Source organism: Nocardia sp. NPDC050710 (assembly GCF_040654375.1).
Taxonomy (GTDB): Bacteria; Actinomycetota; Actinomycetes; order Mycobacteriales; family Mycobacteriaceae; genus Nocardia.
In genome coordinates this window covers 115,405-129,304 of the sequence record NZ_JBFAHV010000003.1, presented here as the reverse complement: position 1 = coordinate 129,304, position 13,900 = coordinate 115,405, and the positions used below count along the sequence as shown (strand labels likewise).

11 protein-coding genes are annotated in these 13,900 nt (G+C 67.8%); 3 read left to right on the top strand and 8 right to left on the bottom strand.

Annotation, left to right across the window (positions count from 1 at the left end):
- Positions 1-81 precede the first annotated feature (81 nt).
- Positions 82-735 carry a cutinase family protein gene (locus AB0H61_RS08495; protein WP_357300768.1) on the top strand — a complete coding sequence of 218 codons (654 nt, stop codon included), beginning with the start codon at positions 82-84 and terminating at the stop codon, positions 733-735.
- Between the two features lie 88 nt (positions 736-823).
- Here the strand turns inward: AB0H61_RS08495 and AB0H61_RS08490 are convergent, their stop codons facing one another.
- The 3 genes from AB0H61_RS08490 to AB0H61_RS08480 are packed head-to-tail and all read right to left on the bottom strand — an operon-like array spanning position 824 to position 3,994.
- On the bottom strand, positions 824-2,452 hold the full coding sequence (locus AB0H61_RS08490; protein ID WP_357300766.1) for a multicopper oxidase domain-containing protein: 1,629 nt from the start codon (positions 2,450-2,452) through the stop codon (positions 824-826).
- A complete protein-coding gene (locus tag AB0H61_RS08485) occupies positions 2,449-2,835 on the bottom strand; it encodes a hypothetical protein (protein ID WP_357300765.1) in 387 nt (128 codons plus the stop codon). Before AB0H61_RS08485 ends, AB0H61_RS08490 begins: the two co-directional genes overlap by 4 nt.
- Before the next feature lie 37 nt (positions 2,836-2,872).
- Positions 2,873-3,994 (bottom strand): amidohydrolase family protein, encoded by a 1,122-nt coding sequence (locus AB0H61_RS08480; RefSeq protein WP_357300764.1) that lies wholly within the window; start codon positions 3,992-3,994, stop codon positions 2,873-2,875.
- Between the two features lie 165 nt (positions 3,995-4,159).
- On the opposite strand from AB0H61_RS08480, the gene sigJ reads away from it, so the two are divergent.
- Positions 4,160-5,080: an RNA polymerase sigma factor SigJ gene (gene sigJ, locus AB0H61_RS08475; protein WP_357300762.1), complete on the top strand. Its 921-nt coding sequence runs from the start codon at positions 4,160-4,162 to the stop codon at positions 5,078-5,080.
- Between the two features lie 51 nt (positions 5,081-5,131).
- On the opposite strand, the gene AB0H61_RS08470 is transcribed toward sigJ, so the two are convergent.
- On the bottom strand, positions 5,132-7,165 hold the full coding sequence (locus AB0H61_RS08470; RefSeq protein ID WP_357300760.1) for an SDR family oxidoreductase: 2,034 nt from the start codon (positions 7,163-7,165) through the stop codon (positions 5,132-5,134).
- Positions 7,166-7,583: 418 nt separating this feature from the next.
- On the bottom strand, positions 7,584-9,287 hold the full coding sequence (locus AB0H61_RS08465) for a 5'-nucleotidase C-terminal domain-containing protein (RefSeq protein ID WP_357300758.1): 1,704 nt from the start codon (positions 9,285-9,287) through the stop codon (positions 7,584-7,586).
- Between the two features lie 159 nt (positions 9,288-9,446).
- On the opposite strand from AB0H61_RS08465, the gene AB0H61_RS08460 reads away from it, so the two are divergent.
- Complete coding sequence (locus AB0H61_RS08460; RefSeq protein WP_357300756.1) at positions 9,447-9,917, top strand: hypothetical protein; 471 nt, start codon at positions 9,447-9,449, stop codon at positions 9,915-9,917.
- A gap of 5 nt (positions 9,918-9,922) precedes the next feature.
- Here the strand turns inward: AB0H61_RS08460 and AB0H61_RS08455 are convergent, their stop codons facing one another.
- The 3 genes from AB0H61_RS08455 to AB0H61_RS08445 form a co-directional block, all read right to left on the bottom strand.
- Positions 9,923-11,035 (bottom strand): glycosyltransferase, encoded by a 1,113-nt coding sequence (locus AB0H61_RS08455; protein WP_357300754.1) that lies wholly within the window; start codon positions 11,033-11,035, stop codon positions 9,923-9,925.
- Between the two features lie 43 nt (positions 11,036-11,078).
- A complete protein-coding gene (locus tag AB0H61_RS08450; RefSeq protein ID WP_357300752.1) occupies positions 11,079-12,452 on the bottom strand; it encodes a glutamate-1-semialdehyde 2,1-aminomutase in 1,374 nt (457 codons plus the stop codon).
- Between the two features lie 140 nt (positions 12,453-12,592).
- Positions 12,593-13,900: a GNAT family protein gene (locus AB0H61_RS08445; protein ID WP_357300750.1), complete on the bottom strand. Its 1,308-nt coding sequence runs from the start codon at positions 13,898-13,900 to the stop codon at positions 12,593-12,595.

Here is a 13,900-nt window from a genome sequence, read left to right as displayed (position 1 = left end):
CCTTCGCGGATATAGCCGAGTGGCGCTTGTCACTGACAAGCGTCACTCGGCTTCTCACAACGGCGTGAGTGGGTGATCACGATGGCAATCCGAAGGGTAGATCGCTACGAGAAGTGGCGTCTGGTACGAGCATTCGCGGTAGTGGTGCTGGTCGCGGGAGCGGCAAGCCTAGGCGCGAACGCGTGGGCGAATGAGTGCGCGGCGGTGGACGTCGTCGTTGCTCGGGGCACCGGGGAACCCGGGTGGCTCGGCAACGTTATCGGCGATTCACTGTATGGCGCACTGACAGAGGCACTTCCGGTCGATTCGACCGCGTACGCGGTGAATTACCCGGCGAATCTGCTGGTGCCTTCGTCGCTCGCCGATGGCACAAGGGATATGACCAACCACATCATCGGGCAGGCGGCGCGCTGCCCCGATCAGCGGTTCATCCTGGTCGGCTACTCGCAGGGTGCGGCGGTGACCCACGGGGTCCTCGGTACCGGCATCGTCACCATATTGCCCGGCATCCACACGCTGCCGGTCTATCTCGAATCGAAGGTGGCGGCGGTGCTGCTGTTCGGAGATCCGCTCCGGCTGATCGGCTGGAACGTGCCGGGTTTGTATGCTTGGCGCACAGCGAATTACTGCGCGGGCGGTGATCCGATCTGCGGCGCGGGCATCGATCCCGGTGCCCACACCAACTACGGATGGGCCATCTGGCCCGCCGCGTGGTACGCGGCCGACCGCGTCTGAGATCGGCCGGGAAATCCGGGAACTGGGGGCCGACCCACGGGTCGGCCCCCAGTGCTGTGTGGGATCCGTCCGCCACCTCCGGGCCGAATCACCCGGTGACGAAATCCGCCATCATCGCCATATCCTCATGTTCGAGATTGTGGCAATGCAGCATGAACGACCCCGGATAGTCGGTGAAGCGGACGGCTACCTCGACGGCCTCGGTGGGGCGGACGTCGACGGTGTCCTTCCAGCCGAGGTCGTAGCGGCCCGGTGCACGGTTATTGCGGGTGAGGACTTGGAACGGGTCGAGGTGGACGTGCACCGGATGGTGGAAATCGGTGATGAAACGCCAGATTTCGGTGGCGCCGAGGGTTGGGCGGGCCAGTGCGCGGCCGGGTTGGTACGGGTGGCCGTTGATGGTCCAGCCGTGTGCGCGGAGTTGGAAGTGGAAGGTGCGCATCGCGACCGCGGCGGCGGGGTCGAGCCGGTCGATATGGGACAGACGGTCCGGAATGGCGCTGTCGTCGTGGACCGCGGATCCGGTGATGTCGAAGCGCATTACCTCGGCGGTGCGGCCGGCGCCGAGCGTGTTCCGCAGGCGCACCCGCGTCCCCGGCCGGTAGCGCGCGAAATCGACAATGAGATCGAAGCGTTCGGCGGGGGAGATATCCAGTGTGTCGTGTGCGGCGGGTCGCTCCAATAACCCTCCGTCGCTACCGATTTGAACGAGTCCACCACCGCCGGGAGGTGGGGGGTCGAGCGTCAGGCGGTAGCGGCGGGCGTTGGATGCGTTGAGCAGGCGCAGGCGATAGCGCACCGGGTCGACCTCGAGGGTAGGCCACGGGGCGCCGTTGACGAGGATGACATCGCCGAGTACCCCGTTCATGTACGGCTCGGTGACGCCGGGGGTGCGCAGGGCCGGGTCCGCGAGTGGATAGGCGAAGGAACCGTCCGCGGCGAAGGAGCGGTCGGTGATCATCAGCGGAATATCGCGGTCGCCGGTGGGCAGCGGCAGCGCTGCCTCCTCATCGTCGGTGATCAGATGAAATCCCGCCAAGCCCTGCCAGACTGCCGGACCGGTGAATCCGTGTCGGTGGTCGTGGTACCACAATGTGGCCGCACGTTGGACATTCGGATAGATGTAGTCACGCTCGCCGAATGCGATATTGCCCGCCATGGACATGCCGCCGTGTCCGGCATGGTCCGGGATCGGCGGCCTACCGTGGCCTGCGCTGGGCGGGATGCCGTGTCCGCCAGGGTCTGTCGCGGCGGTGGTGGAATCCTGCGGCAGGATGACATCCATCGGATAGCCGTCGCTGTCGGCGGGCGTGTGGCCACCGTGTAGATGCACGACGACCGGATGCGGCAGCTCGTTGCGATGCCGCACCACCGTGCGGCGACCCGATCCAGCGTGGATCGTCGGCCCCGGGAAGCTGCCGTGATAGGTCCACGCCCGGGTGCGCAGGCCGGGCACGATATCGAGATCCGCTTCGCGCTGCACGATTTCGTAGTAATCGGTGGTCGCGTCACTGCGCACCGGAGCCAGCACCCCGGGCACCGGAAGCCGCACCCGGAACGCCTCGGGCAACGGAATCGAACTGGGCAGCAACAACCCTGGCTGCCCTGGCTCCAGCAGGCGGCCACCGGTGCGCCATCCGGCCGCGCCGAGCGCCGCCCCGGCCCCGGCTCCGGCACTCACCCGGAGGAATCCGCGCCTGCTCAACCTCCCGCTCATCGCTGCCACCGCCACGCCCACGACATCAGCATCGCCGTGCCGATGGCCAGCCCGACCGCCAGTGGCACGTGCACCGCCAGCACCCGTTCCTCGCCGAGCGGAATCAGCGCGGCCGCGATCACCAGCTGGATGAGGCCGGTCCGTACGGGCCAGGACGGTCCGGAGCCGAAGCGCCACAACAGCACCGCCGCGATGGTCTGACAGAGCATGACGATCGCGACGACACCGCCGTTGCGTCCGTGCATGGCCAGTGCCTCGTACCGTCCGGAAAGGAATCCGCCCGCGAGTACCGCCTGGCTCAGCACCAGCAGCGCCGCCAGGGTGGCGGTGCCGCGGAACAACATCAGCGGCCACGTGGCGGCCCGCGCCATCGATCCGGTCATCTCTTCTACTTTCTGCTGTCCCGCATCGGATTCGGTATCAGTGCGTGTGGCGGACACCGCGCCGCCAGACGTCCGCGATCGCCGTGGTGGCCGTGATGTCGGTGGTCGGGTCGCCGTCGACGAGGAGGAGATCGGCACGTAGGCCCGGTGCGATCCGGCCGCGATCGGCGAGTCCGAAATACCGTGCGGGCAGGCTGGTCGCCGCCGCGAGTGCTTGTTCGTTGCCGAGGCCCGCGTCGGTGAGCAGGAGGAGTTCGCGATGCAGGTCGGCGCCGTGGACGGGTACGAACGGAGTCGCGTCGGTACCCGCCAGCAGCGGCACACCCGCCCGGTGTAGCGCGCGGGCGACGGCCCGTGCGCCCACCGCGGTACCGGGTTCCGCGCAATCGGGGACCTCGATGGTCCGCTGGGTGATCGCCTCGAAATACACCAGCGTGCTGACCACGAAAATGCCCTGGGCGGCAATCCGTTCCACGAGTTCGTCGGAGGCCGCGGAGGTATCGGTCCAGACGTGCGCGAGGCCGTCGACGCCCGCGTCCACCGCGATGCGGACCTCGGCCGCGGTGATGGCGTGCGCGATGACTCGCAGATCCGCGGCGTGTGCGGCCTCGACCAGCGCCGTGGCCGTCTCCGCGGACAGGACCGGGAGTTCGGTGCCGTGTACCGCGCCGTCGTCGATGACGATCTTGAGGTAGTCGGCGCCCTCGGCGAGCCGGGCTCGGACGAAATCGACGGCGTGGCCGGGGTCGGCGATCGTCTCGATCGGTTCGATGCCGAGTTCCTCGATACCGGGGGCGGACATGAGCTGGCTCGGGTGCCCGCCGGGCGTCGTGGCCAATGTGCCCGAGCTGCGGAAGTCGGCGATGTCGTCACGTGCGGCGGCCTGTGCGCGCTGGGTCGCCAGATTCGCGGGGAGGCAGAACATGTCGAGTTCGGTGGTGACGCCATTGGCCAGCGCCTTGGCCAGGTCACCGGCGTCGAAGGTGTGGGTGTGGGCGTCGATCAAGCCGGGCAGGAGGGTTTTGCCCACGCCATCGATCTCCAGATCAGCGCCGCCGCCGTCGTATTCGGTGATTCGGTCGTCGACGATCAGCACGGTGGCGCGGGGTGTGGTCCGTTCACCGTCGAACAGGCGGACGTCGCGGATGATGGTGCGCATGGAAGTTCTCCCGGTCTCTCGGGCGGCGGTGATGCCGCATACGGAGATCAGGAGGTCGGGCGAAGCGCCGAGTGTGACGTCGAAGTGAGGTGAATCACAGTGCGTCACATCGACGCGCGTCGCGGTTCTCTCATGCTTGTACTCGATATGGAACAGGAGCCTGTGATGATCGACGCTGAGCGGCCGCCCGCCGGGCGCGCGACCGATGCCGCGACCGAGGTATTCCTCGGGCACCGGGAACTGCTGTTCTCGGTCGTCTACAACATGCTCGGCAGTGTGGCCGACACCGAGGACGTACTACAGGAAACCTGGTTGGCCTGGGTGCCGCGCACCGGGGCGGAGGCCGAGCAGATCGAGAATCCGCGCGCCTATCTGGTCCGGATCGCGGTGAATCAGGCGCTCGCTCGCCGCCGGGTGATGGTCCGCCGCCGGGAGACCTACATCGGTCAGTGGCTGCCCGAACCGGTCGTCACCGAATCCGCCGCGGTCCCGGACACCGCCGACGCGGTGGTCCGCACCGAATCCTTCTCGATGGCGCTTCTGGTGGTGCTCGAAGCGCTGACACCGCTGGAGCGGGCGGTTTTCGTGCTGCACGAGGTATTCGGCTACGCGCACACCGAGATCGCGGAGATGATCGACCGCAGCCCGGCCGCGGTCCGCCAGCTCGCCTACCGGGCTCGGCAGCACGTTCACGCCCGGCGTCCCCGGCAGCACGCGGATCCGAAGCTGCGGCGCGAGGTGACCGAGCGGTTCGTCGCGGCCGCGCTGGGCGGCGACCTGGAGGGTTTGCTCGCGGTGCTCGCACCCGAGGTGACGCTGTGGACCGACGGCGGGGAGCGGGGACCGGCCACCAGCCTGCAGCCGGTGCACGGGTGGGCCGAGGTCGCGCGAGTGTTCCTGGAGATCGCGCGCGGCGGTCGCCAGGACTACCGGGTGCGTTATCGCGCCGTCAGCGGCGATCCGGGTGCCGTTGTCTTCGACGGTGATTCGCCACTGGCCGCGGTGGTACTGGATGTGTCGGTGGAGGGGAAGGTCCTCGGTATCTATTCGGTGACCAACCCGGAGAAGCTGTCCAGGGTGCGGTGAGATCCGGCCTGCGCGGGCCGAATGCGCGCGCAGGCCGGGGTAGACCGTTCTTTACCAGTGCAACCCGGGGACCATCCGGGCCATCCGGGCGGCCGGGCTGGGCAGGGCCATCAGCGGCAGCAGTACCGGAGCCATCACCGACAGCGCCGCGCCGACCGGAACAGAGGACTTGTCCTTGGCCTCGGCGGGGTCGGAGGTGGCGGACGCTTCCGATTTACCTTGTGCCGCATGGGACTCGCCGAACCACCGGAAGCCCTGGTGCATGATGGTCCGCTTGACCGACGGCATCAGCAGGTCCACGGCCTGGGCGAAGGTACCGACGGGGGTATCGATCCGGTCCGGCCGATCCTCCAGCGCCCGCACCACGATGACGGCCGCCTGGTCTGGGTCGGGTACCGGCAGCGAGCGGTAGAGATCGGTGGGGGCGATCATCGGCGTCCGCACCAGCGGCATCCGGACCGAGGTGAAGGTGACTCCGGCGTCCTTGTTTTCGACCGCCGCGATCTCGCTGAAGTTGTCCAGCGCGGACTTGCTCGCGACGTACGCCGCGAATCGGGGCACCTTGGTCTGCACCGCGATCGAGGAGATATTCACGATATGACCGAAGCGGCGCGCCCGCATCGACGGCAGCAGGCCCAGAATGAGGCGGACCGCGCCGAAGTAGTTCACCGCCATGGTGCGCTCGAAGTCGTGCATGCGGTCGGTGGAGTTCAGCACCGAACGACGGATCGAGCGTCCGGCATTGTTGACCAGATAGTCGACGTGGCCGTGCTCGGTGAGCACCGTCTTCACCAGGGTGTCGACGGCGTCGGGATCGGTGATATCGCACGGGTAGGTGTGCGCGGTCCCGCCCTCGGCGCGGACGGATTCCGCTGCGGCGCTGAGGTCCTCGATGCCGCGCGCGACCATGAGGACGGTAGCGCCGCGGCGGGCCACGGCGTGTGCGGTGGCCAGTCCGATGCCGGAGGAGGCGCCGGTGATCAGGACGGTGCGGCCCTGGAAGGGATCGGTGACCGGCCGCTTGCGATCCGGATCCATATTCTCCCGCCAGTACTGCCACAGCGTGGCGGCGTAACTGTCGAAGGACGGCACCGAAATGCCGGTACCGCGCAACTGCGCCTCGGTCGATTCCGAGACGAATTCGGACGCGAACGAGACGTGCGGTGCGACGGCGGCGGGAATGCCGATCTGCTCCAGGAAGAAATCGCGGAAGGTGGGCACGCCCGGCAGGTGTGCGAGACCACTGAGCGCGAACTTGCTGCCGGGCACGACGCCGATCCCGGTCGGCGCGCCCGCGGCGGTGGCCAGCGCGCCGTAGATCTGGTCGAACGGCTGCGGACTCGGGTTGACCAGGTGGAAGGTGCGGCCGTCGAGCCCGGCGCGGCCCACCAGTTCCACCATGGCGGCGGCGACGTAGTCGACCGGCACGATATTGGAGCAGCCAAGGTCGGGCAGCGGCATCGGCAGGTCGGCGGGCAGCGCGGCCAGCTTGGCGATCGCGGCGAAGAAGTAGTACGGACCGTCGATCTTGTCCATTTCGCCGGTGCGCGAATCGCCGACCACGATCGCGGGCCGGTAGACCCGCCAGCGCACCCCCGCCGACTCGCGGACCAGCTTCTCCGCGGCGAACTTGGTGCGGTGATACGGCGAGGTCAGGTTCTGGCCGAGGTCGAAGTCCTCCTCGAAGAACTTCCCCTGGTGATCGCCGGCGACGGCGACCGAGGAGACGTGGTGCAGGACCGCGCCGAGCGTGCGCGCCAGGTCGATGACCGACCGGGTGCCCGTCACATTGGCCGCGTGCGAGGTGTGCTCGTCGGCGGTCATGTCGTAGACGGCGCCGAGGTGGATCACGTGATCGGCCCGCGGCGGCTCCCCGAGCAGGCCCAGTCCCTCGATGGTCAGATCACCGAGCAGGGAGAAGACCCGCTCGCTGCCTCGCCAGCCGGTGGCGAGTTCATTGAATTTGGTAAGCGATTCGGCGCGCACCAGCACATGGACAATTGCTTCGGGGTCCCGATCGAGCAGTCCCTGGACAACCCGCCGACCCAGAAATCCAGTACCACCTGTCACGATGTAGGAAACCATCGTCCCTCCTGCTGTTCACTCGAACCTTGTTGTCGCACAACATTGATCCGGCATGCGGCGGTGAATGCGGGTATCAACGATTCGGCACCGCGCAGCGATGTGACAGCCGTCGGGCCGAAAGTAGGAACACCTTCGTCCTGACTGATAGGGAACTGTAATGGGTGCGGCTCGGACTGGGCAAGCTGCGACGATCCGAGTGTGATGTGTGAATCGTCACCAAGGGGTATTGGTGAATTTTGTGTGTTACAACAGTTTTCAGTTAACGTCGCGGGTGGGCCAGGTGAACGCGGGTATCGCGTACATCAATCTCCGGAGAACGCCGAACGCGAGTCCTACCGCGGGTGTGATGATATCCGAGGCGGGGCATCACGATTCGTGAGACCGGCGCCACAAAGTGTTTCCCGCGGCCGGACTGTAATTACTTCTTCTCGACCCGGGCGGCTGGGGATTGCAACGGCGGACGGGATGTCAGGAAATTCTCGAACGCATCGAGATCCGTCGGTCCGACGGTCTTATCCGTCCCCTCGGCGAAGACCGTGAAACCGTCGCCGCCGGAGGCCAGGAAACTATTGGTGGTGATCCGATAGGTGGAGACCGGATTCAGTGGTCGGCCCGCGATCCGGACACTGTCGGCGACCACCTTGTGATCCTTCGGCGCGGTGTCCACGTATGTGTAGGTGAGGCCTGCGGGGGACAGCACGGTGGACTTGGCGGCGTTGCTCCACTGCTGTTCCAGCAGGCGCAGCACCTGCTGTCCGGTGAGTGTGACCGTGACCACCTGGTTACCGAAGGGCTGAACCGTGTAGATATCGCCGAATGTGATCGGGCCGGGTTTGAGGTCGGTGCGGACGCCGCCAGGATTCATGAAGGCCGCGACGGCGGCGGCGGGTTCGCCTGCGGTGACCGCGAGCATCGAATCGGCGATGACGCTGCCCAGCGGTGACTCACCGGACGGAGCGGGACTGTGCGGGAGTGCGGTGGTGGCGGCGCCGACCACCCGGTCGGCGCGCGGTTCGGCCTGCGCGGTGTAGAAGTCCACCAGTGCGGCTGTCGGCGCGTCCGGGGTGACCTCGCGGGTCACCACCCGGTTCACCGCGGAGGCCTGTACGCCGTCGGCGCCGAAGCGCAGCGTGATATCGGTGATCAGCCTGCCGTAGGACGCGGCCTGGGTGACCACCTTGCCGTTGATGGCGCAGACATACGGTTGGTGGGTGTGGCCGGTGATCACGGCTCGAACCGCCGGGTCGGTGCGGGTCGCCAGCGCGGTGACCTCCGGGCCGATCTCGGCGCATCCGTTGTAGTCGGCCGTAACGTTCGCGGGCACCCGCTGCATGCCGCCGTCGTGTACGAGCGCCACGATCGCCTCCGCGCCCGCCGCCCGGATCTCCGGAACGTAGGCGTTGATCGCCGCCACCCCGTCGCCGAAGGTGTAACCCCGAATGCCTTCCGGCATCACGATATTCACGGTATCGGGGGTGACCGTGCCGACCACGCCGATCTTGCGTCCACCGACATTCAGCATGGTCCAGGGCCGCAGCCCGGGCGGCAGCTGCCCGCTCGCATCGGTGACGTTCGCGGCCAGGTAGGGGAAGGCCGCGCCGGTGAACGGCGCACCGGGCGAGCAGGCGTCATACGCACAGCCGCCCCGCTGTAGCCGCGCCAATTCCAGTACTCCGTCGTCGAATTCGTGATTTCCCACCGACGATGCCGCGACCCCGAGCGAATTCATGAACGTGATCGTCGGCTCATCGTGGAACAGCCCCGATATCAGTGGACTCGCCCCCACATTGTCGCCCGCCGCGACCACCGCACTCGCCGGATAGGCGGCCTTCAACCGCGCCATATGCGTCGCGAGATAGACCGCGCCACCTGCCTCGTACCCGGCGATTCTGCCCGTCGACCCGCCGGGTGGTTGCAGATTCCCGTGCAGATCGTTCAGCCCGAACAAATGCACCTCGTCGGGCCTGGCGCCCACCAGATTGTCGGTCGAGATCAGCGGAATCACCCCCGGTGCTGTGGAGGCGGTCGACCCGGCATTGTCCGCACTGGTCTCGCATCCGGTGAGGAGACCGAGGCCGAGCAGCCCCGCGAGGACGACGGCTATGCGACGGTGCGCGCTCATAGTCGAGACTTTCCCACGCGACGGCGGAATACGCATCCGATCGTCGGTGCCCGCGAGAGCTTTTCGAAGGGCCGTATCGCCGTAGACTGAGGGGCGTTGGGCCGGGTTTCGGCCCGACGCGGGTGCGGTGATTCGTTTCGGCTGTGACGGTGGGTCCCGATGTCGTCGACAACATATCGGCAACCGCCGACGGAGTGGTGGGGCGGATGGTTCTGCCTGCTCGCGGGGCTGGTGTTCAGTGGTGTCGGAATAGTCGTCGTGCTCTCCGCACTGCCCGCGGTCGGAGCCTCGGATGATCGCGCGGCCGCGTTGTACGGGCTGGCCCTGGGACTGCTCTGGTGCGGTATCGGCGGCGGCGGTCTGTGGGTGGCCCGGGAAATTCGACGCGCGACCGCCCGGCTGGTCATCACCCCGGACGGTTTGATCCATTCCCGGGGCGGGTTCCACACCGGTTTCGCCTGGTCGGAGATCGCGCTGATCCGAGTCATCGGCGGCAGCCACGGGCAACTGGTCGTCATTCCGGGGCTGCTCGATCCCTACACCATCGACGCCGCCGAACTGCGCACCTCGACCGACGCGATCATGGCGACCATCCGGCACTACTGTCCGACCCTCACCATCGGCAGATAGGGCGGTCAGCGGGACAGAACTTCGGTCACCGTCTCGGCGATGCGAATGCGGAAGGCGTCGGGGGAGAAGGTGACCGCGTGGGCGCGTATGACGCCGGGGTCGTACGCGGTGGATGCGAATGCCCGCATGGCCTTCGCGAAACCGTCGACGACCGCCGCGTCCGGGCCATGATCGACATATTCGCCGGTCACGCCGGGGCGGACGGTGTCGAGCGAACCGCCGGTGCCGACCGCGAGCACCGGGGTGCCGCAGGCCATGGCTTCGACGGGGACGATGCCGAAATCCTCGACGCCCGGCATCAGCAGGGCCTGGCAGCGGCGGTACATATCGAGCAGGACGTCGTGGGGCGCGCCGCCGAGGAAAGTGGTTTCGGGCCCGGCAAGAGCCTCGAGCTGGGGCCGGAACCGGCCGTCACCGAGGATCACCAGGCGGCAGCCCGCCTTACGAGCGGCAAGAATGGCGACGTCGGGACGCTTGTAGGGGACGAGGCGGCCCGCGCACAGAAAGAAGTCCTCACGCTCGACCGTGGGATCGGGGGTGAAGCGGTCGATCCGGACCGGTGGGTTCACGACCGAGGCGGACAACCCCCAGCAGTCGCGGACCCGATCGGCGACGGCCCGGGAGTTGGCGATGATATGCGTCAGGTGTGGAGCCGCCCGGAGTTCCGCGTGGCGGGCGAGGCGACCCAGTGCGGTGAGCGCGAGCTGACCGGCGCGCCCGCCCGCCTCCCTCGCCCGGAATTCGGGATCCCAGGCCCAGCGGGCCGGACTGTGCACGTAGGCGATGGCCGGCGCGTCCGTGGCGAAGACGGCCTGGGTGGCGAAGGCGTGATGACTGATGAGGATCACGTCGTAGCCGTCGCGCAGTGGCAGCCCACGCAGCGCGCGGGGGACGAAGGGCAACAGCGGCGCATGCGAACGGCGCCCCGTGGCCGCATGCGCCCGGCTGAGCCAGGTGTCGTGCACGGTGGCCAGCGGTGGACGCACGCCCGCGGGATCGACAATGGGCGCGAATACCTGTGTATCCGGCCAGGTTTCGACGAACTCGCCGACAACGGCCTCGGATCCGCCGAATTCGGTGAACCGCTCGTGTACCACCGCTACGCGTGGTTCGCTCACCTGAGATACCCCCTGTCGTTGTCCCGGCCGCGACGGATCGCGTTCATGCGCCGTCCGATTCGATGCGGCGCGGGGCCGCATGTCTGCGGATGGCGGGCGCGACGGGGCGGCCGTGCAGCAGACCATCGACGCTGCCCTGTTCGATCGCCTTGCGGTACACGATCGCCGCCTCCCGGCAGGCCGTGATGGTGTCGGCGACATCGGCCTCGGTATGGGCGGCGGAGGTGACGAAGGACTGGCCGAGCACACCGCGGTCGAGGAGTTCTTGCAGGAACAGGGTGCGAAAGGGCTGGGACGGCCGGCCTTCCGGATCGCGGGTGGCGAAGATGAGGCAGGAGGGGCGGCCGAGGACCTGCAAATACTCGGTGATGCCCAGGTCGGCGGCGATCGCGTTGACGCCGTCCGCGAGCAGCCGTCCCGCATGTTCCATCCGGGTGATCGGGTCGCCGGTCGTGTACTCGCGGACCACCGCGCGGAAGGCGGCCAGCGAGCCCGATTCCGGACCGTGCGTGGTCGACAGCAGGAACACCCGGTCCCGATCGGTGCGCAGACCGCCGAGTTCCATGTACTCGCGTTTACCCGCGAGCGCGGAGATGGGGAAGCCGTTGCCCATGGCCTTACCCCAGCAGGACAGATCCGGCCGGACGCCGTATACGGCCTGGGCGCCGCCCGCGGACCAGCGGAATCCGGTGATCATCTCGTCGAAGACGAGCAGTGCGCCGTATCGGTCGCACAGATCCCGAACTCCTTCCAGGAAGCCGGGTTCCGGCTCGGCGAGCGCGGTCGCGGCTTCGAGCACCACCGCGGCGATCGCGCCGGTGTCGAGGACGGCGGCCAAGGACGGCAGGTCGTTGTAGCGGAATCGCATGGTGCCTGCGACGGAGGTCGCGGGGATACCGCTATCCATCGCGGTGGTGCCGATGAACCAGTCGTCCACCGAGAAGAACGGTTGATCGCAGACCGCGATGACCGTCCGCCCGGTGGCAGCCCGAGCCAGGCGGACGGCGGCGGTGGTGGCGTCGGACCCGTTCTTGGCGAACTTCACCATATCCGCACCGGGCACCAGCTTCAGGAAGTCCTGTGCGGCGAGCAGTTCCAGCTCCGTCGGGCGGCTGAAACTGACACCGTCGGCGATGGCGAGGCGAACCGCCTCCAGCACCGGCGCGAATCCGTGCCCGAGGGTCACCGAACGCAGACCCATCCCGTACTCGACATACTCGTTGCCATCGGCATCCCAGACCCGGCAACCGCTGCCGCGCACCAGAATCGGCGCCATGAATTCGGGATACTGGTCGGCGCCGCGCGCATAGGTGTGGGCGCCGCCGGGGACCAGATCGTGTAAACGGGACTGGAGTTCATTGCTGTGGGTGAAGCTGCGCTGGCGGGATGGCGGTCCTTCGACCGGGATATCGGCCATGGTGGGCTCCTGGGGGATGGGAAAACGCACGCGCACAGAGCGCACCAGTCACGAATCGCACTGTGCGCAAGGGATTCTCCGCACAACTGTACGTCGCCTGGGCGGAGGTGTCCTCGCGAGCGGAGCACTCGTCACGGCGGTCACCGCGGTGTCGTGACGGCCCAGAGATCGTGGTCGGCGCGGTGTCCGGTGACGCCGACGAAGTCGCGCATACGCCCCTCGCGAACCATACCGACCAGGGCGGCGACCTCGGCCGCGTCGATATCGTCGGGTTCGATGGCGGTGGCGATCCGGACCAAACCCAGGGTGGTGAAGGCGTAGTCCACCACAAGCCGGGTGGCGGCGACCCGAAGTCGCTGTCCGGCGAGCCCCGGATCGATCCAGCCGTCGACCCGCGCGTGCCGGTTGAACAGGTCCGCCTCGAAGAGCCTGATCTCGCCGGCGTATTCGCCGTCGATCTGGACCGCGAGCACCAGACCCGGTGCCGAGCACAGTCCGGGCCACGTCCGGAAGAGTTCGCGGACCCACCGGACCCGGTCGGCGCCCTGGCCGTGAACCGATTCGGGGACTGCGGAATTCGAGGAGAGTCGCAACCACGCCGCCTGACGCGGTACCCGATCCGTGAGCCTGCGGCATCGTGCCACCACCGCCGGATTTTCCGGATCGGTGAGCCGGATGCGATACGGGCGGCGCAGCGGATCGGCCAGATGCCGGATCCGGCCCGCGTGGTATCTGGCGATCGCGCCGAGTACCTCGACGCGGGTCAGCGGCCTGTCCTCGCATACGGTCGTCGTCTGCGGCGCATCTCCGGAACTTCGCCCGTCACGTCGCCGGATCCACTGCGCGGCAAATCCTTCCGGCGGCATAGCGGCGGCGGTGACCGCCCACAATTCATGGTCGCGCGGCGCGCCACCGACATCGAAGTACCGCGTCATCGTGGCTTCGCGCTGGAATCCGAGCTGCGCCGCACCGCCCGCGGTGGCCGCGTTCGCGGGGGAGATCGGGGCGGTGATGCGCTGGAGCCCGGCCTCCCCGAAGCCGAAATCCAACATCAGCGCGGTGGCCAGGCCGCCGATGCCGAGCCGGGCCACCGCGGAGTGCATCCAGAGCCCCATTTCGGCACTGCCCGTGCCGACATCGATGTGGTCGAGCTCGATCTGACCGGAGAAGCGGCCGTCGACCTCGATCACCAGCGGTAGCCTGCGCGCGGCCCGTGCGTCGGCGCGTCCGGCGAGACATTCGTGCACCCAATGCTTTCCGCTGTGCCGGGCGGTCCAGTCCAGCGGTGAACTCGACCAGAAGGGTTCGATATAGCGACGGTCGTGCAACCGGATCCGACGCCACCGGGGGTAGTCGTCGATGCGCGGCGGACGCAGGATGACGGTGACGCCGTGCAGGGTGACCGGTCCGAGCCGAACCTGAGACAGGGTGGTCGGGTGGTCGTGCAT